Here is a 25,868-nt window from a genome sequence, read left to right as displayed (position 1 = left end):
GCGTAGATAAACTTGGCATGAAATCAGAGCAGCGTGACGGGGTTGAGTATGAGTTTACGACTGTACTAGACCTAAATCACGAAACTCACACGGCAATGGCAAGCAAGGATAGAACAGGATTGTTCAGCAACGCCGAAGTTACTCAGTTAAATGAATTAACAGGTAAAAAGCTAATGGATTGGCTTAATGATGGACGCACTAAAGCAGAGATAGATCTAGCTCACTTTACGAGCATTGCAACGGAAGCACAAAACATGGATGAGTTAAAAATCGCCTTTAGTGAAGCATACAAAGCACTTAGAGATACACCTGAACAAGCGGAGGCTCAAAAAGTGTATGAGCTAAGAAAAGAAGAACTAACCAAACAAGAGGTAGGTACTGATGGCAAGTAAAGGCGTGAATAAATGTATTCTCATTGGTCACTTGGGGCAGGATCCAGAAATCCGCTATATGCCATCAGGTGGCGCAATCGCTAATCTCACACTAGCCACATCGGAATCGTGGCGTGATAAACAAACCGGTGAGATGAAAGAAAAAACCGAGTGGCATCGAGTGTGCATCTTCGGCAAATTAGCAGAAATTGCAGGTGAATATCTGAGAAAAGGAAGTCAAGTATATATCGAAGGTTCTCTGCAAACCAGAAAATGGCAAGACCAAAGCGGGCAAGACCGATACACAACGGAAGTGGTAGTTAATGTCGGCGGTTCTATGCAGATGTTAGGCGGTAACGGTGGTAATCAGGCAGGAAGCCAGAAGTCACAGCAGAATCAAGGATGGGGACAACCTCAGCAACCGCAAGCGCAAAAACAAGCATCGAGTAATCAAACACCACAAAGTGAGCCTCCGATGGATTTTGAGGATGATATCCCCTTCGCCCCTATCGGACTCCCCTACCCACGCCACGCTATTTATGTGATTTAACCAAAGAATATGACCATTACTCAGTGCAAGGATGCAAACAGGAGGTAGAAACTTGACGAACTCAACGGGTTGCTGTAGATTGCTCGTAGGTGCTCAAAACACCTTCGTAAGCGGATACCGCACCCGATAGTCATGCGGATTTTTTATGTCCATAGTATTTTGATATGGTCGGGCGTGCGGCTAATACAATACCAGTGATGGGAATATGCCCGCCGACTTACGACGGTTTTGAGCGCCCGACCGCCCTCTCAAAAGGGGTAATCAAAAATATCGTAAGGACATAAATATGAATACTCAAATCTCCGTATTATCACCAACCGTTACCATCCAAAATGGGAAAGCAATCACAACTACGGAAAATGTAGCCATTTACTTTGGCAAACAGCATCATCATGTCGTTCAAAAGCTCGAATCACTTGATTGCTCAAAAGAATTTACCATCCGCAACTTTTCGCGAATGGTCAAAAACAAACCAATTGGCAGTGGAGCAAAGCGTGAAATTGTTTACTACCAGATGACTAAAGACGGATTTGTCTTTTTGGTTATGGGATTCACAGGCAAGAAAGCGGCTCAATTCAAAGAAGCCTACATTGCCGAATTTAACCGTATGGAAGCTGAACTGTACGGGAATAGAATAACCTCATGCGTTACTCAAGAAGAACGAGATGCCTACAACATAAATGCTCTCGCCAAACACTACGAAGCCATTTATCAGATTTGGAAAGAAGAATTACGCCCTGCATTAAAAACGCTCAACTCACCTGTTTATGGTCGCCTGTATGACAGATTCCAAGACGGCTATGTATTCGTTAAATACCTACAGCAAGATTTAAACTCTAAGCTGACGAACCGTCAACTGCCGCGTCACCACTAATCAATCTCAGCCCTGTTAATTCAGGGCTTTTAGCATCGTTTTAACCAGCGAGGGATTTTTATATGCAAAATTTAATTAACGTTGAAAAAGAAATCACCATGAGCAGTTTAGATTTTCTTAATAATATAATAAACCCTGCCAGAGTGTCTTGTGGTGAAGCAGAGGTTAAAAATGCTCATTTTGTTAAACGAATAGAGGATGAATTGGATGATTTACCAGCGGTAAAAACTTTTTACCGCTATGGAAACGAAGTTAGAGCTTATGATTTAAACATGGATCAGCTAATGTTGGTTGGTATGAGAGAATCAAAAGCGGTTCGTCGCTCGGTTCTTGAAAAACTTAAAACATTGTCTAATCCACCGCAAATGTCACAAGCTGAGTTAATCGCCGCTATGGCGCAAGTCAATGTAGAGCAGGAAAGGCGTCTTAACTGCGTTGAACAGAAAATTGAACAAATGGAGCAAGGTACTATCCCTGTAGGTTATCAGGGATACAGCTACCTAAAAGCCACTTATGGATTAAGTGATGCCAAATGCCGTCAACTTGTTATGGCTTGGGCTGTGCCTAACAAAAAAGTTCCACATATCGCACCAAGTGGACAAGTAACTCAAATGTCAGTGGTGCATGAAGAAACTTTCAAGCAATCACTTCATCAAATGATGAATGAAGCAGAGCAACGCGGAACCCAATGGTATCACAATAAGATAGGTAGATTTGCCATTTCAGGCTGGGAAAACGCAGCTTAATTTAACTCGCAGGGATGCAATGAAAGTAACGCCACATATGTATTGATTCAGTCTCTTAGGTGTGGATTAGTCACATGGATGTGAGTATGATTCCTATATTTATAATGGTATCCACAATGATTGAACTATCTTCAAAGTTTAAAAATATTATTTTTTGGGCATTAACAGCTTCAATAGCTTTAATTGTTTTTGGTATTTTTGTTATTGATATATTTGCCAATGACGCGCAAGGTAAAGATAAGTTGAGCATAATTTTTTCTTTTCTATCTGCTTTTTTCGCTCTTCTATCTTCACTGGGTATACTCATAACAATCGGGGTTTATTTTTCTCAAAAAAAATGATGATAAAAGAAAACAAAAAGAGATAGATGAAAAATTAATTTATTTTATTAGGGAAAAGGTTAGTGATTTTAATTTTAAAATAAAAAGAGTCTTAACATTTCTTGAGAATGATGATAAATATTATGGAATAGGAGTTAGTGGAAATAAAATTATATACAAAGACCCATTAGAGGATGAGTACAATATTACTAACACCATAAACCTTAAGCTTAAAAATAATGATTTTTTGGATAGAAATAATATACATGCGAGTTTATATTTATTTATATTTATCTTAGACATTGACTCATTAAGTGAGAATTTCATTAATAAAACATATAGCTATGTTATGTATTCACATGCGCATTCACTAGACATCCCTGATGAACATTTTAGCTGTAAAGATAAAAATGAATTGATAGATTTCCTAAAAGAAACAGAAAGGGAAATAACATCTAGACTAAATGAACTTTATTATTAATTACCCACCCTGCTAGTGCAGGGTTTTTTATACCTAAAATTCAGAGTAACAATTCATGCAAATAATCGGATATGTATTACACATGTTAATACAGGGTTCTGCTGTGCCTGTTACGGAAGATATTTATACGCAATCGGAATGCAATAAACGTGCTGAATATTTAATGTCAGTGAGGAATGTTAAAGTTGTTTGTGGAGAGGTATGGAATGAAAGATAAATATTATGCTGGCTTGGAAAATTACAAAGATTGTATTGAGATTGAACCTACAACAAAAGATTGTTTTATTTTAAATACTCCATCTTGGAATATGGATGTGACAAAACAAGACTTAATTGACATCAGAAATACTATTAATGAAATACTAGGAGATGATAATGAATAAATACACCGAACTATCTGATTTCGAGATTAATTTATTAGTAGCTCAATCTGTTTTACCTGAAACGCAATACCATGTAACTAAACAAACAATGGATATTATCCAATTCCTTGTTGATGGCTCGTTTGGTTATCGCTTTTTCGACCCATGCAATAACCCATCAGACGCAATGCCGATTATTATTGAAAATAAAATAGGGTTATCACCAATGTACCATTCTAATAAATGGACAGCTGACTGCCTTGATTATGACTTCATGTCAGTAAATAAAAACCCATACCGTGGCGCTATGGAAGTTTTTTTAATGATGAAGGATACGGAGAATAATCAATGAAACGAATTACATTATCAGAATGGAATAATAAATATTTCGCTAACCCTAGAAGTCAACGGCAATTATCTCGCTATATAAAGGAAGGTAGGTTATACCCTGCTCCAGAAAAGGTTGGTAGAGAATATGAGTTAGAGCCGTGGACAATTCTAACAAATGACAAAATGGTAAGGGAACCGCAATATTTAATGGAGAAAATTAATGGGCAGAAGCAGAAGTGCAAAGAACAAGGGTTTACCGCCTAACTTGTATTTGCGTAAAGGGATTTACTATTACAGGGATGTAAGAACTAAAAAGGAATTTTCTGTTGGCTCAAACAAATCATTAGCAATAACCGAAGCCATACAAGCCAATTTGGCTATTTATAAACCTAAAGAGTCATTAGTTGACAGAATTAATAATGTTCACTGTGTAACATTGCATGAGTGGCTTGATACTTATAGGGAGAAAGTAAACAACAGGGGGTTAAAAGAGAAGACGCTCTACGATTACGAATCAAGAATAAAGTTAATCAAATTACACTTTAATGACTGTCCAATTGAGAATGTAACACCAAGAGATGTAGCCACATTTATTTCAGAGTACCCTAAAAAGGCAATGGCAAAATTACTAAGGTCCACTATGCTAGATGCCTTTAATGAAGCTATTGCGGATGGTGTGATAAAGGAAAATCCCGTTTCCGTGACAAAGCCACCAAAAACAAGTGTTCAGCGATCAAGGTTATCACTAGAAGAGTTTAAATACGCCTTGGAGCACACAAATGACAAATATAGGCATATGTTTCTACTAGCGGCCCTTACAGCTCAGCGCATTAGCGATATTATCAATATGAAGTGGGATGATATAAAAAATGATAGGCTGTATGTCACCCAAATAAAAACAGGTTCTAAAGTAGCAATACCACTCTCATTAAGACTTGAGTCTATTGGTTATTCTATTAAAGATGTTTTAAATCTCATGAATAGGAACTCAGATAAAATCTGTGGCAATACCACAGCAAAAACATTAAGAGGTAAGTTTATCGAAGCCCTACCTGAGTATTTGGAAAATAAACCAACATTTCATGAAATTAGAAGTTTATCTGCAAGATTATATGAAGAAGAAAAAAGTGCTGAGTTTGCAAAGAAAATACTTGGCCACAAATCTATGAGAATGACAGATAAATACCTTGATGATAGAGGTAATGGCTACGTTGAATTGTGAGTTAATAGTGAGTGATTGTGAGTATCGATATGTATGACATTGATTTATAATACAAAAAAACGAACACCACTATAATCCAATAAGCAGGTTTCATAAATACCCTAGCGAAAGAGAGCGCAGAGATATTTATCAAGATAGGGATAAAAAAACGGGAAGTAGACAACACTCCCCGTTTTATCGTCTTATTTAACCATCTCTTTATAGAGGATTAAATATCTATATGATATTTATTTTAATACTTTATAGATTATGGTGTTATTTGCCGTCACTTGGCCGGATGCAATATCACTCACTTTATCAAAGTCATCGATATTACTGATGATAACCGGACTTATCATTGATTTAGCATTAGTGTTTAAATACTCAAGATCTAGCTCTAAGATAGGCTGGCCGAGTTTAACCTCTGTACCTTCTTCAACCAGACGTTTAAAGCCTTTTCCTCCTAATGCGACCGTATCAATCCCCATATGGACGATAATCTCAACACCATTATCCGTTTCAATGCAAAATGCGTGGTTAGTATCAAAGATTTTTACTACCGTACCGGCAGCAGGTGCCATCACAATATTTGATGTGGGTTTAATAGCAAGACCATCTCCCACGACACCGCTTGAGAAAGCTTCATCAGGCACATCTTTTAATGCAACCACTTCACCATCAAATGGCGCGACCATTTCAAGAATGACTTTGGCATCATTATTAGTCTGTTTTTCTGATGTTTTTTCTGTCGATACCGCGTTATCTGTATGTCTACCAGCATAAGCGGCAACTGGGCCTTGTGCTAATACATCACGCATGGCACTTGCAACAATTTCAGCCCGTGTGCCCACAATCACTTGAACACTCTGTTTATTTAAGCGAATAACCCCTGAAGCACCTAGGTGTTTTGCGTAAGCATCGTTGACTACACTGGCATCTTTTACATTTAAACGTAAACGAGTAATACAAGCATCAATACCAGTTAAGTTATCTGAGCCACCAACTGCAGCGATATATTGACGTGCTTCTTGTTGCACTGCTTCTTTGCTATTAGTGGGGACGGCTTTGATATCTTCATCATAGCCGTCTGCGGTTTCATCCCCCGCCACTTCATCTTCACGACCCGGTGTTTTCAGGTTAAATTTAGTAATAGTGAAACGGAAAATACCATAGTAAATGAAGAAGAATGCGATACCTTGCACAATCAACATATACCATTTAACCGCCAGAGGGTTGCGTGAAGATAAGAACATATCCACAAGGCCCGCACTAAAGCCAAAGCCTGAAATCCACTCCATACTTGCGGCAATATAAACAGAAATCGCCATTAAGAATGCGTGAATAACATAAAGCACTGGAGCAACAAACATAAAGGAGAATTCAAGCGGTTCAGTGATCCCCGTAAAGAATGCCGCAAATGCCCCAGCCATCATGATACCCGCAACTTTTGCTTTATGCTCTTTGCGCGCACAATGATAAATAGCCAGTGCTGCCCCTGGTAAACCAAACATCATAACTGGGAAGAAACCTGCTTGATAACGTCCTGTCACACCGACCGTTGCCAAGCCCGCATCAATCGCTTGCTGACCAGCAAGGAAGTTAGGAATATCATTAATACCTGCCACATCAAACCAGAACACAGAGTTCAGCGCATGGTGTAAACCAACAGGAATTAATAGGCGGTTAAAGAAAGCATAAATACCGGCGCCCAAAGCCCCCATATCTTTAATGCTTTCACCAAAGCTCACTAAGCCGCCGTAAATTACCGGCCAGATATACATTAGAATAAAGGCGACGATAATCATCAAGAATGACGTGAGGATCGGCACTAAGCGACGACCACTAAAAAATGATAATGCACGAGGTAATTCGACACTGCTAAAGCGGTTATACAGCTCAGCTGAAAGTACCCCAACCAGAATACCGACAAACTGGTTGTTTATTTTACCAAAAGCCACAGGCACTTCTGCAAGTGGTAGACCTTTGATCATCGATACCGCAGCAGGTGAACAAAGTGTAGTCACCACTAAAAAGCCGACAAAGCCAGTTAAGGCCGCCGCCCCGTCTTTGTCTTTTGACATACCATAAGCAACACCTATCGCAAACAATACTGACATATTATCGATAATGGCAGCACCTGATTTGATCAGTAAAGCAGCTAGCGCATTATCGTTTCCCCAGCCTACCGGATCAATCCAGTAGCCTATTCCCATCAGAATTGCTGCAGCAGGCAATGTCGCAACGGGCACCATCAATGCCCGTCCTATCTTTTGCAGATAACTTAAAATATTCACACACTCCCCCTTGGATAACCCCTATTTGGGATCTTATTTATACTCATTTATATTTATTGATGAGTTAATTATTTAATTCCATTTTTAGTCTAAAAAAATTATTTTGTATCGCAAATTAATTAGTGCTAATTTGTGATTAAAGTCACCTATATAGGATATTTTTTAGCTTAAATGCTGGCTAAGTCAGAAAGCTTATTTTATGATTAAAAATATCTTTTGAAGGATTGATGTCTTCATTGACTAAAAATGAAAAGCAATTCGTGTTATAGATGAGTCACTGATAATCACGCATTGAAATAGTATGTAACTTGATTGTCAGATTTGTCTTTTTTCTATGAGGTTATTATGAGGTTAATCCCCCTATCCACGGCACAGCAAGTGGGAAAATGGTCGGCTAATTATATCGTTGAGAAAATCAACGCATTTGCGCCAAGCGCCGATCGTCCTTTTGTTCTTGGTTTACCTACTGGTGGTACGCCATTAGCAACGTACAAAGCGCTAATTGAACTACATCGTGCAGGTAAAGTAAGTTTCCAGCATGTTGTCACCTTCAATATGGACGAATATGTTGGCATTCCAGCAGATCACCCACAAAGTTATCGTACTTTTATGTATGAGAACTTTTTTAATCATATTGATATTAAAGATGAAAATATCAATTTATTAAACGGTAATTCAACAGATCCACAAGCAGAATGTGCACGTTATGAGGCGAAAATAAAGTCTTATGGCAAAATCAATCTGTTTATGGGAGGTGTTGGTAATGATGGTCATATCGCTTTTAATGAACCCGCCTCATCACTCGCTTCTCGTACACGGATGAAAACACTGACTGAAGATACTCGTCTCGCTAATTCACGATTCTTCGACAACGATATCAATAAAGTGCCTAAATATGCGCTAACTGTCGGTGTAGGGACATTATTAGATGCAGAAGAGTTAATGATTTTAGCGACTGGCATCAATAAGGCTCAAGCAGTACAGGTGGCAACAGAAGGTGCTGTTAATCATCTATGGACTATCTCTTGCGTGCAATTACACCCTAAAGCAATTTTAGTCTGTGATGATCCGGCGACAATGGAACTGCGTGTGAAAACACTGCGTTATTTTCAGCAAATTGAAGCGCAAGAGCGCCAGCAATACCAAGACTAAGTTTAGTAAATTAAGTACCTACGATAAGTAGTGGAAAACTAAGCTCTCTTACTTATCAGCCAGAATTTGCTGGCTGATATCGGTTTTTTAGATTGACTTCCCTTATATTAGGAGACAAAGGTATGTTTGCCTTAACAAATGCTGTTATTTATACAGGTTATGACCGTTTAGAAGATCACGCCATTATTATTAACGGGTCACGTATTGAGCAGGTTTGCCCACAGGATCAACTACCAAAAGATATAGCCACTCGTGATATGCAAGGTGCGATTGTCTCCCCCGGTTTTATTGATTTACAAGTCAATGGCTGTGGCGGTGTACAATTTAATGACACCGCGGAAAATGTCACAGTAAAAACGCTAGAGATTATGCAAAAAGCCAATGAACGCTTAGGCTGTACTAGCTATTTACCAACATTAATTACCTGTTCTGATGAATTGATGAAAATAGGCATTGAAGCAACTCGCGCTTATATGCAAAAACACCAAAATAAAGTGTTGGGATTACATTTAGAAGGCCCTTATATCAATATCATTAAAAAAGGGACACATGATCCTCAATTTATTCGTCAACCAAGTGCACAGATGATTGACTATTTGTGTGATAACGCTGATGTCATCGCTAAAATTACACTCGCACCAGAAATGGTCGATGAAAAATATGTTCGTCAATTAATCACAGCAGGTATTGTTGTTTCTGCAGGCCACTCAAATGCCACCTATGAAGAAGCGCGTAAAGGCTTTCGTAACGGTATTTCATTGTCGACTCACCTTTATAATGCAATGCCTTATATTTCAGGTCGTGGCCCGGGTCTTGTAGGGGCAATTTATGATACCCCTGAGGTTTACGCAGGGATCATTGCCGATGGTTTACATGTTTCATGGGCAAATATCCGTAACAGTAAGCGCTTAAAAGGTGAAAAACTGTTATTAGTGACAGATGCGACAGCTCCTGCGGGGCTTGATCCAAATAAAAATGAGATGGATAGCTTCGTTTTTGCTGGAAAAACGATATATTATCGCAATGGGCTGTGTGTGGATGCGGACGGTACATTAAGTGGTTCATCACTCACGATGATTGACGCTATTAAAAATAGTGTACTTCATGTTGGTATTCCATTAGATGAAACATTGCGTATGGCAACACTTTACCCTGCCCGTGCGATTGGTGCAGATAACGAACTCGGTACAATTGAAGCAGGTAAAATAGCAAATATTGCTTCTTTTGATAAGGACTTCAACCTTTGCACAACATTTGTCAATGGTATTGAAATAACAGATAACTAATGGATGTAAATGCTGATGAGTCACAACAACACTGAAACGCAAATTGGCAATATCGATCTTGTTAAGCAACTTAACAGTGCGATTGTATATCGGCTCATTGATCAACACGGGCCGATTTCTCGTATTCAAATCGCCGAGCAGAGCCAACTCGCCCCTGCCAGTGTCACTAAAATTACTCGTCAGCTTCTTGAACGTGGCTTGATTAAAGAAGTTGATCAACAGGCTTCAACCGGAGGTCGTCGCGCAATATCCATTGTTGTGGAACATCGCCGTTTTAATACCGTCAGCGTCCGATTAGGACGCAATGATGCCACTGTTGCTCTTTATGATCTCAGTGGTAAAGCCTTAGTAGAGCAACACTACCCTTTAGAACAAAGCACCCAACAAGAAGTTGAAACCTTGCTTATTAATGCTATTGATGATTTTATTAAACAAAATCAACGTCGTATTAATGAGCTTATTTCAATTTCAATTATCTTGCCCGGGTTAGTTGATCCTAATAAAGGCATTGTCCACTATATGCCTCATATGAAGGTAAATAACTGGGCACTCGTTGATAACTTAGAAAAACACTTTGATCTGCCTTGCTATGCGGGCCATGATATTCGGAGTCTCGCCTTAGCAGAAAACTATTTTGGTGCCACCAGAGATTGTGAAGATTCTATCTTGGTTCGTATTCATCGTGGCGCAGGGGCTGGTGTTATTATCAACAACAAAATTTTGCTCAACCAGCGTGGTAATCTTGGTGAAATTGGTCATATCCAAATAGATCCATTAGGAGAGCGTTGCCACTGTGGTAACTTTGGTTGTTTAGAGACTATTGCGTCCAATAGCGCAATAGAAGCTAAAGTCCGCTACCAACTTGAACAAGGCTATCCCAGCCAGCATTTATCTGCAACACAATGCCAAATTCAAGATATATGCGATGCAGCGGTAAAAAACGATCCCCTCGCTGTTGAAACCATTAAACAAGTGGGTCTTCATCTAGGTAAAGCTATCGCCATTGCAATTAACCTATTTAACCCACAAAAAGTAGTTCTGGCAGGAGAAGTGACCGAAGCGGCTGAAATATTACTACCGTCGATCCAAAGTTGCATTAATACCCAAGTATTAAAAGAGTTTAGAGAAGCGCTTCCTGTTGTTATCTCCGAACTTGATCATCGCTCAGCCATTGGGGCATTTGCACTTACCAAGCGAGCAATGCTTAATGGAGAGTTACTACAATATTTATTCGACAAATAATCTTTTTGTTACAATAAAACAGCTTTTTAAATGAAGGCTGTTATTTATCTCAATTAAGATTAATTTTAGGATAAATTTCAACCAGTCATCTTTCTTTAAAAAACAACGTACAGCTAAAATAACTGTGCGTTGTTTTATTATGTCACCACCACACCGCTATATCCCCTTCCCTGTGCTATCAAATTATCACCTATTAGGCTGTTTTTTCTTTTTATTCAGACAATCTGTTGTTATTTACTTGGTAAGATTTTTCATCAATAAGGTTGTTTTTTGGATCTTTTTTCGACAAAATGATTAACCAGCGAGCAAACGAACACTTTTCTCGAAAATTAATGCAAAAAGCAGTTGACGGATTTGTCTGTAATACGCATAATGCGCCCCGCAACGCCGACGAAGGTTATGCAAAAAAAGATGGCTATGTAGCTCAGCTGGTTAGAGCACAACACTCATAATGTTGGGGTCACAGGTTCGAATCCCGTCATAGCCACCATCTTTTTTGCGGGAGTGGCGAAATTGGTAGACGCACCAGATTTAGGTTCTGGCGCCGCAAGGTGTGCGAGTTCAAGTCTCGCCTCCCGCACCATTTTAACCGTCGTCAATTTATCAGGTGGGGTATCGCCAAGCGGTAAGGCACCAGGTTTTGATCCTGGCATACCCTGGTTCGAATCCAGGTACCCCAGCCATTTTCCTGATAGATAATATGCGTGTTGACAATTGAATTAGCGGATGGGGTATCGCCAAGCGGTAAGGCACCAGGTTTTGATCCTGGCATTCCCAGGTTCGAATCCTGGTACCCCAGCCATATTTCTGCTAAATTCAATAAATAGTGAGAAATTATCTCCTATTGGCTATGTAGCTCAGCTGGTTAGAGCACAACACTCATAATGTTGGGGTCACAGGTTCGAATCCCGTCATAGCCACCATTTTGGGGTATCGCCAAGCGGTAAGGCACCAGGTTTTGATCCTGGCATGCCCTGGTTCGAATCCAGGTACCCCAGCCATATTCTGAAAGAGAGACTCGTTAAACGAGTCTTTTTTTCTCAAAGGTTGTTGCGGGAGTGGCGAAATTGGTAGACGCACCAGATTTAGGTTCTGGCGCCGCAAGGTGTGCGAGTTCAAGTCTCGCCTCCCGCACCATTGATTAATAGATTAATAGTGTCAAACACTAACTAAAATCAACAAACAAGACTCGCTATGGCGGGTCTTTTTTGTTTTTAGCCTTAAATATCCCCTCTCTCTCTCACCCTTTATCAACACGCTGACGCCTTGTCTATTTCCTCATTACTCTCATAGTTATCATTGTTTGCTCGATAATCTACATAAACTCATCGTAACGCTATTTTTTGATCAAGCTGTACATATATTCATACCAATACTATACTCCCCCATAGTATAATTAAGGATTATATATGCCACACTCACCAGCAGAAAAAAAAGCCGCGTTAACCCGTGTAAGAAAAATCAAAGGGCAAATTTTGGCATTAGAAACCGCCCTTGAAAACGAAAATGAATGCGGTCAAGTTTTACAGCAAATTGCTGCCATTCGGGGTGCTATCAATGGCCTGATGGCGGGCGTACTCGAAAGTCATTTACGTGAAGGTCTAATGGATGCCGTCGCTTCTCCTGAAGATCAAAAAAACTCCGTTGATGATGCAATCTCACTAATACGCACTTACCTGCGCTAATAACAACAAGGATATCATTATGAAATCTCGTGCTGCGGTCGCCTTTGGACCAGGAGAGCCTTTAAAAATTGTTGAAGTTGATGTGATGCCACCTCAAGCAGGTGAGGTATTGATTAAAATTAGTCACACTGGCGTATGCCATACTGATGCCTTTACCCTTTCAGGTGATGATCCTGAGGGTGTTTTCCCGGCCATTTTAGGTCATGAAGGCGCGGGGGTGGTGGTTGAAGTAGGTGAAGGCGTCACCAGTGTCAAACCGGGTGATCACGTGATCCCTCTCTATACAGCAGAATGTGGCGAATGCCTATTTTGTAAATCAGGCAAAACGAATCTCTGTGTAGCAGTAAGAGCAACCCAAGGTAAAGGCTTAATGCCTGATGGCACAACGCGCTTTTCCTATAATGGACAACCTATTTATCACTATATGGGTTGCTCTACCTTTAGTGAGTATACGGTAGTAGCTGAAGTATCACTCGCTAAAATCAATCCACAAGCCAACCATGAAGAAGTCTGCTTACTTGGTTGCGGCGTGACAACAGGTATTGGTGCTGTACATAATACGGCAAAAGTACAACAAGGTGACTCGGTGGCTGTATTTGGTTTAGGTGGCATTGGTCTTGCTGTACTGCAAGGCGCTAGACAAGCCAAAGCAGGCCGTATTTTTGCGATTGATACTAATCCTGAAAAATTTGCATTAGCACGCCAATTTGGTGCCACAGACTGTTTAAATCCCAATGATTATGACAAACCTATTCAAGAAGTACTGGTTGAAATGACTCAGTGGGGCGTTGATCATACTTTTGAGTGTATTGGTAACGTCAATGTGATGAGAGCCGCTCTAGAGAGTGCTCACCGTGGTTGGGGGCAATCTATCATTATTGGTGTTGCGGGGGCAGGACAAGAGATCTCAACACGCCCTTTCCAACTCGTCACAGGTCGTTCATGGAAAGGGACTGCATTTGGCGGAGTAAAAGGTCGTAGCCAACTACCCAATATGGTTGAAGATGCAATGAATGGGAAAATCGAACTCAAACCTTTTGTGACCCACACTTTACCTCTTGAAAAAATAAATGAAGCCTTTGATTTAATGCATGAAGGTAAATCAATTAGAACTGTTATTCATTTCGATTAATCACTCTCAGGCCTATTATCAAATAGGTCTGACTTTGTTGTTAAGGAGTCAAAATGAACAACATTGAACGCCATGCCTGTTTTGGCGGTTGGCAAGAGGTTTATCAACACACCTCTACCACCCTCAATTGTGAGATGAAATTTGCTATCTATCTCCCGCCTATGGAAGATGGGCAAAAATATCCGGTTTTATATTGGTTATCTGGATTAACTTGTAATGAACAAAACTTCATTACCAAAGCCGGAGCACAGCAATATGCTGCGCAACACGGTGTTATTTTAGTGGTACCTGATACTAGCCCTCGTGGTGAAAATGTGGCTGATGATAGTGCTTATGATTTAGGACAAGGTGCTAGTTTTTATCTGAATGCCACACAAGCACCTTGGGATAGTCATTATAAAATGTATGACTACATTGTTAATGAACTCCCTAAATTGATTGAGACACATTTTCCTGCCAATGAGCGACGTGCTATTAGTGGACATTCAATGGGGGGACATGGTGCATTGATGATTGGTTTGCGTAATTTGTCTCGCTATTGCAGTATTTCAGCGTTTTCACCCATTGTTGCACCAACCCAAGTCCCTTGGGGACAAAAAGCCTTCAGCGCTTATTTAGGCGACGATATGGCACAATGGCAACAATATGACACGATTGAATTACTGAATAAAACACCACAGACAGTACCCATACGAGTGGATGTCGGTCTTGATGATCCTTTTTACCAACAGCAACTACAGCCAGAACGTTTAGCACAAGTGTGTGATAAAAAACAGTTTGCATGCTGTTTAAATTTACATCAAGGCTATGACCACAGTTACTATTTTGTCGCGAGTTTTATCGGTGAACATATAGCCTTTCATGCTAAGCACTTAAAGGCTTAAACCTAATGCGATGATCGATGAATACAATTCAGATCATCGCATTGCTCATCATTTAATCCCTAAAGCATAACGTAACGCGGCTTCTTTCGCTTTTCCTGCATGCTGCGCCGCTAATAACCCGATATTTCTGGCTAATTTTAAACCTGGTAATTGATGGCTAAAAGCGTGGTAAAAAAGATCCATTCCTGCCTGCATCAGCATATTATCAGGCATACGACGGCGCTGATATTTTTTTAACAATGCCATTGAATGCCAAGGTTCAAAATGCTGTTTCGCTTGCGCCACTAAATTAAGCAAGCAATCCACATCACGATAACCGAGGTTAACCCCCTGTCCTGCTAATGGATTAATAGTATGTGCCGCATCCCCCACTAAAATCACACCATTATCAACATAACGACTAGCATGCTGACGAGTTAATGGGAAAGAGCCTGCAGCAATAGGTGTCACTTTGCCTAAGCGTTCAGGGAAAGCATGTTCGATTTCTTTTTCTAACTGTGCCATTGGCATCGTTTGTAGCTTTCTAATTCTCTGCGGAGAATCATACCAAACTAAGCAAGCCCAATTATCAAACAAAGGCAAATAAGCCCGTGGCCCTGAAGGGTAAAAGCGTTGCCATGTACCCTTTTCTGGTGGCAATTGCGTTTTCACGGTGATTAACATACAGGATTGACGATACTGCCAACCATTACTGCCAATCCCTGCCATTTGACGTACTTGCGAATTAGCCCCATCGGCCCCTACAACTAACTGAGTGGTGATTTCCTGACCATCAGCAAGCGTGACTTGCCATTTATTATCTAAGTATTTCATGTTACTTAGACTATTTGGGCATAATAAAGTGATATTGCTATAACGTTCTGCTTCTTGCCACAATGCCAATTGCAAAATGCGATTTTCAACCATATAACCTAATTCAGGTAAACCAAGACTTTTGGCATCAAAAATAACATGGGCATTATCTTCTTCCCATGTTTCGAGGGTTAGGTATGGCGCACTGCGCATCGCTAAAACATGTTGCCATGCACCTAGCTGTTTTAATAAACTAACGGACGCGCAGCTGATCGCAGAAATACGAATATCAGGATGAGATGAGGCATCAAAAGGTGCTGGAGATTGCCGTTCTACCATTGCAACACGCAACCCTTCTTGCGCCAGCCCAATGGCAACGGCTGCGCCAATCATGCCTCCACCGGCAATGACTGCATCAAAATCGTTTTTTACATTTCTCATCATTGTTATGCCATAACTCATTGCTTTAAAAATAATAGGTAAGCGCTATATCAGTTTATTAGAAATAAGCAAAACTGAACGCCAGAAAGAATTAGCGCCGACTGACTCTAGTCACTGACCACACAAATGACTACAATAACCGCCTTATTGGCTTATTACACGCAACGTTTTTCAGTGATTAGCTATTATCTCACTGTAAATACCGGATTTATACAATGTCGACGATAAAAAAACTGTACATTAAAACTTGGGGCTGCCAGATGAATGAGTACGATTCATCTAAAATGGCAGACCTACTCGAAAGCACCCACGGTTATCAGTTAACCGATGTCGCCGAAGATGCGGACATTCTACTGCTAAATACCTGTTCTATCCGTGAGAAAGCACAAGAAAAAGTCTTTCATCAGTTAGGACGTTGGAAAAATTTTAAAGATAATAAACCTGATATTATCATCGGCGTTGGTGGTTGTGTTGCCTCTCAAGAAGGTGAATACATTCGTCAACGTGCGCAGTGTGTCGATATTATCTTCGGACCACAAACCTTACACCGCTTACCAGAAATGATTAATCAGGTAAAAGGCACCAAAAGCCCAGTGGTCGATATCAGTTTCCCTGAAATTGAAAAATTTGACCGTCTACCTGAACCTCGTGCTGAAGGCCCTTCTGCATTTGTTTCTATCATGGAAGGCTGTAATAAATACTGCTCATTTTGTGTAGTGCCTTATACGCGTGGTGAAGAAGTCAGCCGCCCTTGTGATGATATTCTATTTGAAATCGCACAACTGGCCGCTCAAGGGGTACGTGAAGTTAATCTATTAGGTCAAAACGTCAATGCTTATCGTGGTGAAACCTTTGACGGGCAAATCTGTAGCTTTGCAGAATTACTACGCCTAGTGGCAGCGATTGATGGTATTGATCGTATTCGTTTTACTACCAGCCACCCTATTGAGTTTACTGACGATATTATTGCGGTTTATGAAGATACCCCTGAATTGGTTAGCTTCTTACACTTACCCGTACAAAGCGGATCAGATCGTATTTTAACCTTAATGAAGCGTAATCATACAGCTCTTGAATATAAGAGCATTATTCGTAAATTACGCAAAGCACGCCCTGATATTCTGATAAGCTCAGACTTTATCATTGGTTTCCCAGGTGAAACGCAAGATGATTTCGAAAAAACCATGAAATTAATTGCGGATGTAAACTTTGATATGAGCTTTAGCTTTATCTATTCAGCCCGTCCAGGAACCCCTGCGGCTGATTTACCTGATGATGTGAGCGAAGAAGAGAAGAAACAGCGTTTATATCTGTTACAACAGCGCATTAATCAGCAAGCAATGAACTACAGCCGTGCCATGCTTAACAGCGTACAACGTATTCTTGTAGAAGGCCCTTCACGTAAAAATGTGATGGAACTTTCAGGTCGTACCGAAAATAACCGCGTGGTTAACTTCGAAGGTACACCGGATATGATTGGTAAATTCGTTGATGTCGAAATTGTTGACGTTTACGCTAACTCATTGCGTGGTAAAGTGGTCAGAACGGAAGATCAAATGGATTTACGTATCCATGAATCACCAGAATCCGTTATTGCCCGTACTCGTAAAGAAGATGAATTAGGTGTAGGTGTTTACCAACCTTAATTGATCAGACTTAACAAAAGGATACTCAGTGACAGTAATAGCCCATACACAGGTAGCGACCCAAGAGATTTTCTTAGAGCCCGCAGATAATGACCGTTTAATGAGTTTATGTGGCCCATTTGACGACAATATTAAGCAACTTGAACGCCGTTTAGGTATCGAGATCAATCACCGTGATAACCGTTTTAAACTAACGGGTAAATCACTGAATGTGAATGCAGCTGCAGGAATTTTGCGACATCTGTATGTGGAAACCTCACCCATTAAAGGTGTGATACCCGACATCGACCCTGAGCAAATTCACCTTGCCATCAAAGAGAGCCGAGTGCTTGAGCAAAGTGATGAGCATGTGCCTGAATTTGGGAAATCGACCAATATTCGCACTAAACGCGGCGTGATAAAACCACGTACGCCTAACCAAGCGCAATATATTGCCAATATCCAAACTCACGATATTACTTTTGGTATCGGGCCTGCAGGTACAGGGAAAACCTATCTGGCTGTTGCTACCGCTGTCGATGCCCTTGAGCGTCAAGAAGTACGCCGTATTTTACTGACTCGCCCTGCGGTAGAGGCGGGTGAAAAGCTCGGTTTTTTACCCGGCGATTTAAGCCAAAAAGTCGATCCGTATTTACGACCACTTTATGATGCGTTATTCGAGATGTTAGGTTTTGAAAAAGTTGAGAAACTGATAGAGCGTAATGTGATTGAAGTGGCCCCTTTAGCTTATATGCGAGGTCGTACACTCAATGACGCATTTATTATTCTCGATGAAAGTCAAAACACCACAATCGAACAGATGAAGATGTTTTTAACGCGTATCGGTTTTAACTCTAAAGCGGTCATCACAGGTGATATCACGCAAATCGACCTTCCTCGAGGCCATAAATCCGGATTGCGTCATGCCATAGAAGTGCTATCTAATGTCGATGATTTAAGCTTTAACTTCTTCCATAGTGAAGACGTGGTTCGCCATCCTGTGGTTGCTAAGATTGTTGTCGCATATGAAGCTTGGGAAGTTGAAGATCAAAAACGCCGCCAAGCAATTAAAGCAGAAAAAGAGAGACTGCAGAGAGAAAATCATGAGTGAAGTGATTCTTGATTTACAAGTTGCCACTGAAAATACACAAGGGCTTCCGAGTGAAGCCCAATTTATCACTTGGCTGGAAGCCGTACTACCGCAATTTCAGCCTATTAGTGAAGTGACTATCCGTATCGTTGATGAAGCGGAAAGTCATGAGTTAAACCTGACTTATCGAGGAAAAGATAGACCAACTAATGTACTTTCTTTTCCTTTTGAAGCACCGCCTGAAGTGGAATTACCTTTACTGGGTGATTTAATTATCTGTCGTCAGGTCGTTGAAAAAGAAGCCGATGAGCAAAATAAAACTGTTGAAGAGCACTGGGCACACATGGTTATCCATGGTTGTCTGCACCTTTTAGGCTATGATCATATTGAAGATGATGAAGCTGAAGAAATGGAAGGTTTAGAGACAGAAATCTTACAAAAATTAGGTTATGAAGATCCCTATTTGATTGAAAAAGAGTAACAGTTCTCTTTATTTTATGATAAATACTATATCTAATAACCATTCAATGAGGAAAAATAGTTAAAACGCCATGAGCGACGACCAATCTTCGAGTAACGATAACCCTGGTCCTAAAAAGGGGTTTCTCACACTGCTTAATCAGTTATTCCACGGTGAACCTAAAAATCGTGATGATCTGATGGAGCTTATCCGCGATTCTGAACAGAAAGAATTAATCGATCCTGATACCCGTGATATGTTAGAGGGGGTAATGGATATCGCTGAGCAGCGTGTACGGGATATTATGATCCCCCGCTCGCAAATCGTCACATTAAAACGCAATCAAACCCTTGATGAGTGCCTTGATGTGATTATTGATTCAGCGCACTCTCGCTTTCCTGTCATCAGTGAAGACAAAGATCATATTGAAGGCTTATTAATGGCAAAAGATTTATTGCCATTTATGCGTACTGGTGCTGAGCCATTTAGTATAGACAAAGTTTTACGTTCTGCTGTCGTTGTACCAGAAAGTAAACGCGTTGACCGCTTACTAAAAGAGTTCCGTTCGCAACGCTATCATATGGCTATTGTCATTGATGAATTTGGTGGTGTTTCTGGTTTGGTCACGATTGAAGATATTCTTGAACTTATCGTCGGCGAAATTGAAGATGAGTATGATGATGAGGATGATATTGATATTCGTCCATTAAGTCGCCATACCTACTCAGTGAGAGCATTAACCCAAATAGAAGATTTTAATGAGGCATTTGGTACTCACTTTAGTGATGAAGAAGTCGATACGATTGGTGGTTTAGTTATGCAAGCCTTCGGTCATCTTCCTGCTAGAGGTGAAACTATTACCATTGATAATTACCAATTTAAAGTTGTTATGGCTGATAGCCGTAAAATTATTCAGGTTTATGTGCACATTCCTGACGATGCGCCTGTACCTGAACTAGGTAATGATGTGTAGGATATTAATGAATAATTTCTCTTTATTAAACCGCCAGTGGGTTCGCACCCTACTGGCGGTTTTTTTCGGTGCCAGTGGCACACTCGCGTTTTCTCCCTTTGATTTCTGGCCTGCAGCGTTAATTTCTTTATCAGGTTTGCTACTGATAATAACGCAACGAACCACACGACAAGGGGCATGGCTTGGTTTTGCCTGGGGATTTGGATTATTTGGTAGTGGTGTAAACTGGGTATATGTCAGCATTGCTGATTTTGGGGGAATGCCATTTGCTATCAATATTTTCTTAGTCATATTGTTAGCCCTTTACTTATCGCTTTATACCGCCCTATTTGCCGGATTATTAAACAAGTTCTTTCCTAAACCTACCGTTTGGCGTTTTGTCTTTGCGGCTCCCGCTGTATGGCAACTCACTGAATTTTTAAGAGGCTGGGTGTTATCAGGGTTTCCGTGGTTACAATTTGGTTATAGCCAAATTGATGGCCCATTAAAAGGTATTGCACCTATTTTTGGTGTCACCATGATAACCTTTTTGCTGACCATAATTAGTGGACTTATTGCTGTCGCTATCTATCGTAAATCACTATATAGTGCGGTGATCGGAGCAATATTATTACTCTTACCTATCAGCTTTAAATCTTATCAATGGTATCAACCTTTAACTGATGAAACACAAGAAATTGCCTTAATTCAAGGCAATATCGCGCAATCATTAAAATGGCAACCCGGTACTTTAGAAAGTACGTTAAACACCTATCTCACCTTAAGTCGCCCTTTTATGGGTAAAGCAAACTTAATTATTTGGCCTGAGTCAGCTATCCCTGATGTTGAAATTCAGCAACAAGGCTTTTTAGCGCAATTGGATAAACAATTAAGAGCACAAGACACGCATCTAATGACAGGAATTATTGATGCGCGTCCCACCTTAGAAGGCTATCGTTTTTATAATAGTGTTATTACATTAGGTGAACACTATGCTTACCAATATCCGGCAACAGATCGCTATAACAAACATCATCTTGTGCCTTTCGGTGAGTATGTCCCTTTAGAGTCTTTATTGCGCCCATTAGCGCCATTTTTTAATTTACCTATGTCATCATTAAGCCAAGGTGAATATATACAACCTCAACTGACGGTAAATGATGCCAAAATAACCGCCGCCATCTGTTATGAAATTATTCTTGGAGAACAAGTTCGTGCTAACTTTAAGCCGGATACACGTTTCTTATTAACTATTTCAAATGATGCTTGGTTTGGTAATTCAATTGGTCCATGGCAACATTTTCAAATGGCTAGAATGCGTTCATTAGAGTTAGGACGCCCATTATTACGTTCAACTAATAACGGCATTACCGCCTTTATTGCTGCTAATGGTGATGTTATTGCCCAGCTTCCACAATTTGAAGCTGGTGCATTAGCTGAAAAAATGACGCCCACGACAGGATCAACACCTTATTATAAAATGGGGAGTTATCCAGTGTGGATTTTAGCAGGGGTATTTTTAATTCTTGCTTTTATTAAGCGTCGTTCTTAATGTTAAATAAAGCCCTACTCAATTAATCTTAAAACAGTTAATTAAGTAAGGGCTTTTCTAATAAAAGGACTTTTCAATGATCCATTACCCTGAATATATTCTTGATATTATTTGGCAAAGAGCGAAAAAAATATCTGCCGATAATGAAACAAAAGGATTTCGTAAAGATAAAGAAACTAAATGGATCAAGCGCCAACTGTTTAATCAACAAAATGAATTTGGCTGGGTATTATCAAAACAACCTAGTTCGATTCATCAACTTATTGAAGATGAAACAATTGTGCCTTTACATTGGCAAACAGCGAGAGCCTATGAGCAAAAACAAGAAGCAAGCTCTAAACGTCTCAATATGATCCCACTTGACCCACTAGCACTATCGCGACTCATTCAATCACCAACAGATGTGTTACCTTATTGGCAACATGCCCATCAGATTTCCAGCGATAATGAAGAAAAAGGTTTTCGTAAAGATTATTACGGTCGTATTATCCAGAAAAATGCGTTTGGAGATAAACAACATCAATATGGTTGGACATTAGCTCAATTAACACCAGCCAATAAGAATAATCAAATCGTTATTCCTATTAATATTGTACCAATACATATTAATACCTCAAAACGCACTTACAATGAAAAGGAATTAATTGTTCAAGGTAGCCAAGAAGCAAAAATAAAACGCAGACGTAAAAAACTTGTCTATGAGATAATAGATTTTATTGTCAGCTTACCTGGTATTATTTTTTCTTCATTTAAATTCTGATAAACAAGTTAAATTGAAGCCCACCATAACCTAAGTTTTAATCCCCAAGAGGATGTCCAGCCACTTGTAAAGTGCACCATTTCACCTTTATAGAGAATAACAAAAGAAGGTGTAGCACTTATCCCCCAACGTTGAGAAATAGCCCCTCTATCATCATTAATAACCGGAAAAACCAGTTGTTTGGAGTTAATGCCACGTATTATTTTGGCATCATCACCAGAGCGGATAACTACAGACGTAACATTATAACCCTGTTGTGCTAAATCATTTACCGTCGGTGTAGTTAACTTACAAATGCCACACCAACTCGCCCAAAAATAGATCAGTAATGGTTTCTCTTGGCTAAGGGCAATCAATGAGACTGGTTTATCATCGACTGTATAAAGCGTAGATAAATCAGTAAGTTCTGGTGGCGTTGGTTGACGCCACCAGTCCATAGCAAATGAAATAGCCACAAAAATAAGGGCGAGAATAATTAATTCTTTACCCCATTTTCGTAAACGATTTGCCATTATTTTTTCACTTTCGCCAGTTGTTCTTTCACAATAATTTCTAACTGATCATAATCAACAGCACCCGGTAAAATAGTATCACCAATTACCGTCGCTGGCGTACCTTGAATACCCAGTTTACGAGAAAGCTCTAAGTTATTTTGCAACGTTTTTAAGCTGTCATCAGTTAACTTAATTTTGCTAGTATTAGTGCTCTTCATTGCATCTTCAATACTTGCATTATCTAGCATCGTTTTCTTCTGCATCAAACGTTGATGAAGTGCTAAGAATGCTTTTGGATCTTCTTTCCAGACAGAAAGCACCGCCTGAGAGGCTTTAGCAGAGCTTTCACCTTTAAATGGTAATGGTTTAATGATAACCGCCACATCAGGGTATTGTTCGGTGATCTTTTCTAATAATGGGTCAAAGCGTTTGCAATACGGGCAGTTATAATCAGTGAACGACACTAACACTAACTTAGCATCTTTAGCGCCAATACGTGGACTTGCCGCATCGTTGTATAATGCATCATGTTCAGAGGCCAATGCTTGACGGAACTGTGCTTGTTGCTCATCTGCCTTCTTAGTTTGCAATGCCATGATAGCTTCTTCCAAAATCTCAGGATTACTCACTAAAGTATCACGAACTAATGCACGTACTTCTTTTTCTTGAGCTGCATTCAAGGCAGCGGCTTGAACATTTGCACCAAAAAGTAACGAAGAGATAACCAGTGCAGAAAGTGTTTTTTTCATTATTGGGCTCCTTTAGCCTCTGAAAGAATAGTTAACATTAGATCTTTATTTAAAAGAGGCGGTAGGATCTCCCCCTCCTTGTTACATGGTCCATAAATCTGGTTAAACGGCACGGCGACTTGACCGCGCTGTTTTAAAAATTGGGTGATCTGTTCTGACGGTTTCGTCCAATCCCCTCTTAATGCGACAACATCAGGCTCTGAAAGTGCCTTTTGCACATCATCGCGTAATAATACATTGTATTTATTTGCTTTGCAGGTAACACACCAATCTGCGGTAACATCAATAAACACCCGTTTATTTTCAGCTAACGCTTGATGAATAGCCTCTTCTGAGAGTGGTTGCCAATTCACATGATCTTGCCCCGCCAAGGTCTGAGTATCAGGCTGAGCAATAAATAGATAGCTTGTACCACCTAAAATAAGGGTGATCACCATTGAAGCAAATAGCGTTTTTTTGCCGTAATGTTTAGCAATAGCAAAAAGCAAGATCAGGGCGATAGCCACAAAAATAGCCGCAACAATGCCAATACCAAAATGGGGGATCAATAAAGTGATCAGCCAAATACAAGATAGCAACATCATAAAGCCTAAAACAACTCTTAGGCGATTCATCCATTTACCCGGTTTTGGCAATACTTTGGCAATTGATGGAAACATAGCAACCATGATCCATGGTAAACTCATTCCAAGACCTAATGCGGTGAAAATTAACCATAACTCACTTAATGGTGCTATCAATGCATAAGCAACCGCAGTCCCCAAGAATGGGGCAGAACACGGTGTGGCAAGCAATGTAGCAAAAGCCCCTTCCCAGAAATGTCGACTATAACCTTGGCCTCCTGCTGTTGCTATTTTGGTATTCATATTACTTGATAAACGTAATTCAAATAGGCCAAATAAATTAGCGGTAAAAATAGCCGTGATCAGCACCATAAAGCCAATAAACCAAGGGCTTTGAAACTGTATGCCCCAACCTATTGCTTCTTGGCTGTAGCGTAATACGGTCATAAACAGCGCTAAGACCCAGAATGACACTAAAATTCCCACAACAGAAACAGAAAACTGTTTACGAATAGCCCCTGTATCACGTTTTTCGATATGAAGAATTGAGCCCAATTTCATTGCCAAAACAGGTAACACACAAGGCATTAAATTAAGAATTAGGCCCCCTAACAGCGCAAAGGATAAAATACTCCATAATCCTACCCCCGAGTCAGCAGTAGGCAGAGATGCGCTATCGCCTTGGCCTATAGTGTCATTGACTTGACGTGAATAGCCATCGTCAGTCACAACAAAGGAGAGTGGTTTTCCTACAATGTCACCCGCAGCGTCTCCCCAATCATCGGTTACATCGACAGTAACAGATAAATGATCACCTTTTGCTGTTAACTGTGGAATGCCATATAGCATTCCTTGTGGTGGATCGAGATAAATATTAGGTTGATGCCAATCACCTTGTTCTCGTTGTAATGAGAGGGTTAATTGACTATTTCGATAATCAGATGAAACAGCAGAAATTAATCCACTTGTCACTGGTACTTTGGCCATGGCTTGATTATATTGCCATTCAAAGTCAGCGGGAGCAGGCTCGTTTAAATCCAGATTTAATGAGTAATCAGTTAAAATACAGACATTACTACAGGTTGAAAGTGTTAATACCCCATTTAAGTTATCGCTATCGACAGATTTTAGTTCAATGGGGAAGACGACTTCTTTATCGTAACCTTGGGTATGAATACCTGCGACATCAAAAGCGGAAGGTGATGGCCAATGCCATATCATATCAGACACAGATTGCGTCCAATTAATTTCAGGTGCTACGCCACCTTCTCCGGGAGAGCGCCAATATGTTTTCCAGCCCGGCGCTAATTGCACCTCAAGCAATATTTTAACATCGCCTGTCGATGACTTGTCAGCCGTAGCCCTAACCTGAGCATGATCATTGTCTGGCATAGTTAGCCAACCTGTATCGGCGGCTAATGAAGATAATGAAAATAGCATCAACATCAATGCTATTAAAAAAGAACGAACCATAGCAACT

The 25,868-nt window shown here is 40.2% G+C and carries 25 protein-coding genes, 7 tRNA genes and 1 pseudogene; 28 read left to right on the top strand and 5 right to left on the bottom strand.

The features are described from left to right. From ACYUCW_RS13250 to ACYUCW_RS13210, 9 genes and pseudogenes are all read left to right on the top strand, one after another. Positions 1 to 392 (top strand): annotated as a pseudogene (locus ACYUCW_RS13250) (hypothetical protein); the annotation flags it as partial. After that, positions 382 to 921 (top strand): single-stranded DNA-binding protein, encoded by a 540-nt coding sequence (locus tag ACYUCW_RS13245; RefSeq protein WP_110144533.1) that lies wholly within the window; start codon positions 382 to 384, stop codon positions 919 to 921. The pseudogene ACYUCW_RS13250 and the gene ACYUCW_RS13245, both read left to right, overlap by 11 nt. A 286-nt stretch (positions 922 to 1,207) precedes the next feature. Continuing rightward, a complete protein-coding gene (locus tag ACYUCW_RS13240) occupies positions 1,208 to 1,795 on the top strand; it encodes a Rha family transcriptional regulator (RefSeq protein ID WP_232467332.1) in 588 nt (195 codons plus the stop codon). Positions 1,796 to 1,893: 98 nt separating this feature from the next. After that, complete coding sequence (locus ACYUCW_RS13235; protein WP_196557406.1) at positions 1,894 to 2,541, top strand: hypothetical protein; 648 nt, start codon at positions 1,894 to 1,896, stop codon at positions 2,539 to 2,541. Positions 2,542 to 2,615: 74 nt separating this feature from the next. Next, the gene (locus ACYUCW_RS13230; protein WP_460408760.1) at positions 2,616 to 2,882 is read left to right on the top strand and encodes a hypothetical protein; all 267 of its coding nucleotides are present in this window, start codon (positions 2,616 to 2,618) and stop codon (positions 2,880 to 2,882) included. A gap of 666 nt (positions 2,883 to 3,548) precedes the next feature. Then, positions 3,549 to 3,725, top strand: coding sequence for a hypothetical protein (locus tag ACYUCW_RS13225; protein ID WP_012367596.1), 177 nt, complete (start codon positions 3,549 to 3,551; stop codon positions 3,723 to 3,725). Continuing rightward, on the top strand, positions 3,718 to 4,056 hold the full coding sequence (locus tag ACYUCW_RS13220; protein ID WP_262254496.1) for a DUF2591 domain-containing protein: 339 nt from the start codon (positions 3,718 to 3,720) through the stop codon (positions 4,054 to 4,056). The genes ACYUCW_RS13225 and ACYUCW_RS13220 overlap by 8 nt, the downstream gene beginning before the upstream one ends. Next, positions 4,053 to 4,298 carry an excisionase gene (locus tag ACYUCW_RS13215; protein ID WP_012367595.1) on the top strand — a complete coding sequence of 82 codons (246 nt, stop codon included), beginning with the start codon at positions 4,053 to 4,055 and terminating at the stop codon, positions 4,296 to 4,298. The genes ACYUCW_RS13220 and ACYUCW_RS13215 overlap by 4 nt, the downstream gene beginning before the upstream one ends. Continuing rightward, positions 4,255 to 5,256 (top strand): tyrosine-type recombinase/integrase, encoded by a 1,002-nt coding sequence (locus ACYUCW_RS13210; RefSeq protein ID WP_262254495.1) that lies wholly within the window; start codon positions 4,255 to 4,257, stop codon positions 5,254 to 5,256. The genes ACYUCW_RS13215 and ACYUCW_RS13210 overlap by 44 nt, the downstream gene beginning before the upstream one ends. A 227-nt stretch (positions 5,257 to 5,483) precedes the next feature. On the opposite strand, the gene nagE is transcribed toward ACYUCW_RS13210, so the two are convergent. Continuing rightward, positions 5,484 to 7,487 (bottom strand): N-acetylglucosamine-specific PTS transporter subunit IIBC, encoded by a 2,004-nt coding sequence (nagE, locus tag ACYUCW_RS13205; RefSeq protein WP_004252221.1) that lies wholly within the window; start codon positions 7,485 to 7,487, stop codon positions 5,484 to 5,486. Between the two features lie 387 nt (positions 7,488 to 7,874). On the opposite strand from nagE, the gene nagB reads away from it, so the two are divergent. From nagB to fghA, 13 genes are all read left to right on the top strand, one after another. Beyond that, positions 7,875 to 8,681 (top strand): glucosamine-6-phosphate deaminase, encoded by an 807-nt coding sequence (gene nagB, locus ACYUCW_RS13200; protein ID WP_049198651.1) that lies wholly within the window; start codon positions 7,875 to 7,877, stop codon positions 8,679 to 8,681. Between the two features lie 122 nt (positions 8,682 to 8,803). Continuing rightward, positions 8,804 to 9,967, top strand: a complete 1,164-nt coding sequence (nagA, locus tag ACYUCW_RS13195; protein ID WP_004246019.1) for an N-acetylglucosamine-6-phosphate deacetylase — start codon at positions 8,804 to 8,806, stop codon at positions 9,965 to 9,967. A gap of 9 nt (positions 9,968 to 9,976) precedes the next feature. After that, a complete protein-coding gene (nagC, locus tag ACYUCW_RS13190; RefSeq protein WP_004246020.1) occupies positions 9,977 to 11,209 on the top strand; it encodes a DNA-binding transcriptional regulator NagC in 1,233 nt (410 codons plus the stop codon). Positions 11,210 to 11,622: 413 nt separating this feature from the next. Beyond that, positions 11,623 to 11,699: transfer RNA gene (locus ACYUCW_RS13185), tRNA-Met, on the top strand. An 8-nt stretch (positions 11,700 to 11,707) separates the two neighbouring features. Next, a tRNA-Leu gene (locus ACYUCW_RS13180) sits at positions 11,708 to 11,792 on the top strand. 25 nt (positions 11,793 to 11,817) lie between these two features. Further along, positions 11,818 to 11,892, top strand: a tRNA-Gln gene (locus ACYUCW_RS13175). A 44-nt stretch (positions 11,893 to 11,936) separates the two neighbouring features. After that, positions 11,937 to 12,011: transfer RNA gene (locus ACYUCW_RS13170), tRNA-Gln, on the top strand. Between the two features lie 44 nt (positions 12,012 to 12,055). Beyond that, positions 12,056 to 12,132: transfer RNA gene (locus ACYUCW_RS13165), tRNA-Met, on the top strand. 3 nt (positions 12,133 to 12,135) lie between these two features. Continuing rightward, positions 12,136 to 12,210, top strand: a tRNA-Gln gene (locus ACYUCW_RS13160). A 51-nt stretch (positions 12,211 to 12,261) separates the two neighbouring features. After that, positions 12,262 to 12,346, top strand: a tRNA-Leu gene (locus ACYUCW_RS13155). Between the two features lie 272 nt (positions 12,347 to 12,618). Continuing rightward, positions 12,619 to 12,894 carry a formaldehyde-responsive transcriptional repressor FrmR gene (gene frmR / locus ACYUCW_RS13150; protein ID WP_004246023.1) on the top strand — a complete coding sequence of 92 codons (276 nt, stop codon included), beginning with the start codon at positions 12,619 to 12,621 and terminating at the stop codon, positions 12,892 to 12,894. 19 nt (positions 12,895 to 12,913) lie between these two features. Further along, positions 12,914 to 14,026, top strand: coding sequence for an S-(hydroxymethyl)glutathione dehydrogenase/class III alcohol dehydrogenase (locus tag ACYUCW_RS13145; protein WP_012367592.1), 1,113 nt, complete (start codon positions 12,914 to 12,916; stop codon positions 14,024 to 14,026). A 53-nt stretch (positions 14,027 to 14,079) separates the two neighbouring features. Continuing rightward, positions 14,080 to 14,910 carry an S-formylglutathione hydrolase gene (gene fghA, locus ACYUCW_RS13140; protein WP_004247448.1) on the top strand — a complete coding sequence of 277 codons (831 nt, stop codon included), beginning with the start codon at positions 14,080 to 14,082 and terminating at the stop codon, positions 14,908 to 14,910. A 48-nt stretch (positions 14,911 to 14,958) separates the two neighbouring features. Here fghA and ubiF read toward each other — a convergent pair whose 3' ends face one another. Next, complete coding sequence (ubiF, locus tag ACYUCW_RS13135; protein WP_004247447.1) at positions 14,959 to 16,146, bottom strand: 3-demethoxyubiquinol 3-hydroxylase; 1,188 nt, start codon at positions 16,144 to 16,146, stop codon at positions 14,959 to 14,961. 212 nt (positions 16,147 to 16,358) lie between these two features. Between ubiF and miaB the strand changes: the two genes are divergently transcribed. The 6 genes from miaB to ACYUCW_RS13105 all read left to right on the top strand — a co-directional run bounded on the left by miaB (position 16,359) and on the right by ACYUCW_RS13105 (position 22,582). Beyond that, a complete protein-coding gene (gene miaB, locus ACYUCW_RS13130) occupies positions 16,359 to 17,789 on the top strand; it encodes a tRNA (N6-isopentenyl adenosine(37)-C2)-methylthiotransferase MiaB (protein ID WP_004246028.1) in 1,431 nt (476 codons plus the stop codon). Positions 17,790 to 17,817: 28 nt separating this feature from the next. Beyond that, the gene (locus ACYUCW_RS13125; RefSeq protein WP_460408757.1) at positions 17,818 to 18,879 is read left to right on the top strand and encodes a PhoH family protein; all 1,062 of its coding nucleotides are present in this window, start codon (positions 17,818 to 17,820) and stop codon (positions 18,877 to 18,879) included. Then, positions 18,872 to 19,339: an rRNA maturation RNase YbeY gene (gene ybeY / locus ACYUCW_RS13120; RefSeq protein ID WP_004246032.1), complete on the top strand. Its 468-nt coding sequence runs from the start codon at positions 18,872 to 18,874 to the stop codon at positions 19,337 to 19,339. Before ACYUCW_RS13125 ends, ybeY begins: the two co-directional genes overlap by 8 nt. A gap of 70 nt (positions 19,340 to 19,409) precedes the next feature. Then, the gene (gene corC, locus ACYUCW_RS13115) at positions 19,410 to 20,291 is read left to right on the top strand and encodes a CNNM family magnesium/cobalt transport protein CorC (RefSeq protein WP_004246033.1); all 882 of its coding nucleotides are present in this window, start codon (positions 19,410 to 19,412) and stop codon (positions 20,289 to 20,291) included. A gap of 7 nt (positions 20,292 to 20,298) precedes the next feature. Next, complete coding sequence (gene lnt / locus ACYUCW_RS13110; protein ID WP_020945341.1) at positions 20,299 to 21,822, top strand: apolipoprotein N-acyltransferase; 1,524 nt, start codon at positions 20,299 to 20,301, stop codon at positions 21,820 to 21,822. Positions 21,823 to 21,898: 76 nt separating this feature from the next. Next, positions 21,899 to 22,582 (top strand): hypothetical protein, encoded by a 684-nt coding sequence (locus ACYUCW_RS13105; protein ID WP_049198791.1) that lies wholly within the window; start codon positions 21,899 to 21,901, stop codon positions 22,580 to 22,582. An 8-nt stretch (positions 22,583 to 22,590) separates the two neighbouring features. Here ACYUCW_RS13105 and ACYUCW_RS13100 read toward each other — a convergent pair whose 3' ends face one another. The 3 genes from ACYUCW_RS13100 to ACYUCW_RS13090 are packed head-to-tail and all read right to left on the bottom strand — an operon-like array spanning position 22,591 to position 25,861. Further along, the gene (locus ACYUCW_RS13100) at positions 22,591 to 23,094 is read right to left on the bottom strand and encodes a protein disulfide oxidoreductase (protein WP_004252236.1); all 504 of its coding nucleotides are present in this window, start codon (positions 23,092 to 23,094) and stop codon (positions 22,591 to 22,593) included. After that, a complete protein-coding gene (locus ACYUCW_RS13095; RefSeq protein ID WP_004246037.1) occupies positions 23,094 to 23,825 on the bottom strand; it encodes a DsbA family protein in 732 nt (243 codons plus the stop codon). The genes ACYUCW_RS13100 and ACYUCW_RS13095 overlap by 1 nt, the downstream gene beginning before the upstream one ends. After that, entirely contained in the window at positions 23,825 to 25,861 is a 2,037-nt protein-coding gene (locus ACYUCW_RS13090; protein ID WP_460408756.1) for a protein-disulfide reductase DsbD family protein, read from the bottom strand. The genes ACYUCW_RS13095 and ACYUCW_RS13090 overlap by 1 nt, the downstream gene beginning before the upstream one ends. Positions 25,862 to 25,868: the final 7 nt, after the last annotated feature.

This window comes from Proteus sp. MB838 (assembly GCF_054767435.1).
This window is presented reverse-complemented; position numbering and strand designations above follow the sequence as displayed.

Excerpts from the sequence above, each read along its gene's own strand:
- ACYUCW_RS13245 (WP_110144533.1), top strand. The coding sequence starts at position 382 with ATGGCAAGTAAAGGCGTGAATAAATGTATTCTCATTGGTCACTTGGGG.
- ACYUCW_RS13240 (WP_232467332.1), top strand. The coding sequence starts at position 1,208 with ATGAATACTCAAATCTCCGTATTATCACCAACCGTTACCATCCAAAAT.
- ACYUCW_RS13235 (WP_196557406.1), top strand. The coding sequence starts at position 1,894 with ATGAGCAGTTTAGATTTTCTTAATAATATAATAAACCCTGCCAGAGTG.
- ACYUCW_RS13230 (WP_460408760.1), top strand. The coding sequence starts at position 2,616 with ATGGATGTGAGTATGATTCCTATATTTATAATGGTATCCACAATGATT.
- ACYUCW_RS13225 (WP_012367596.1), top strand. The coding sequence starts at position 3,549 with ATGAAAGATAAATATTATGCTGGCTTGGAAAATTACAAAGATTGTATT.
- ACYUCW_RS13220 (WP_262254496.1), top strand. The coding sequence starts at position 3,718 with ATGAATAAATACACCGAACTATCTGATTTCGAGATTAATTTATTAGTA.
- ACYUCW_RS13215 (WP_012367595.1), top strand. The coding sequence starts at position 4,053 with ATGAAACGAATTACATTATCAGAATGGAATAATAAATATTTCGCTAAC.
- ACYUCW_RS13210 (WP_262254495.1), top strand. The coding sequence starts at position 4,255 with ATGGGCAGAAGCAGAAGTGCAAAGAACAAGGGTTTACCGCCTAACTTG.
- nagE (WP_004252221.1), bottom strand. The coding sequence starts at position 7,487 with ATGGTGCCCGTTGCGACATTGCCTGCTGCAGCAATTCTGATGGGAATA.
- nagB (WP_049198651.1), top strand. The coding sequence starts at position 7,875 with ATGAGGTTAATCCCCCTATCCACGGCACAGCAAGTGGGAAAATGGTCG.
- nagA (WP_004246019.1), top strand. The coding sequence starts at position 8,804 with ATGTTTGCCTTAACAAATGCTGTTATTTATACAGGTTATGACCGTTTA.
- nagC (WP_004246020.1), top strand. The coding sequence starts at position 9,977 with ATGCTGATGAGTCACAACAACACTGAAACGCAAATTGGCAATATCGAT.
- frmR (WP_004246023.1), top strand. The coding sequence starts at position 12,619 with ATGCCACACTCACCAGCAGAAAAAAAAGCCGCGTTAACCCGTGTAAGA.
- ACYUCW_RS13145 (WP_012367592.1), top strand. The coding sequence starts at position 12,914 with ATGAAATCTCGTGCTGCGGTCGCCTTTGGACCAGGAGAGCCTTTAAAA.
- fghA (WP_004247448.1), top strand. The coding sequence starts at position 14,080 with ATGAACAACATTGAACGCCATGCCTGTTTTGGCGGTTGGCAAGAGGTT.
- ubiF (WP_004247447.1), bottom strand. The coding sequence starts at position 16,146 with ATGATGAGAAATGTAAAAAACGATTTTGATGCAGTCATTGCCGGTGGA.
- miaB (WP_004246028.1), top strand. The coding sequence starts at position 16,359 with ATGTCGACGATAAAAAAACTGTACATTAAAACTTGGGGCTGCCAGATG.
- ybeY (WP_004246032.1), top strand. The coding sequence starts at position 18,872 with ATGAGTGAAGTGATTCTTGATTTACAAGTTGCCACTGAAAATACACAA.
- corC (WP_004246033.1), top strand. The coding sequence starts at position 19,410 with ATGAGCGACGACCAATCTTCGAGTAACGATAACCCTGGTCCTAAAAAG.
- lnt (WP_020945341.1), top strand. The coding sequence starts at position 20,299 with ATGAATAATTTCTCTTTATTAAACCGCCAGTGGGTTCGCACCCTACTG.
- ACYUCW_RS13105 (WP_049198791.1), top strand. The coding sequence starts at position 21,899 with ATGATCCATTACCCTGAATATATTCTTGATATTATTTGGCAAAGAGCG.
- ACYUCW_RS13100 (WP_004252236.1), bottom strand. The coding sequence starts at position 23,094 with ATGGCAAATCGTTTACGAAAATGGGGTAAAGAATTAATTATTCTCGCC.
- ACYUCW_RS13095 (WP_004246037.1), bottom strand. The coding sequence starts at position 23,825 with ATGAAAAAAACACTTTCTGCACTGGTTATCTCTTCGTTACTTTTTGGT.
- ACYUCW_RS13090 (WP_460408756.1), bottom strand. The coding sequence starts at position 25,861 with ATGGTTCGTTCTTTTTTAATAGCATTGATGTTGATGCTATTTTCATTA.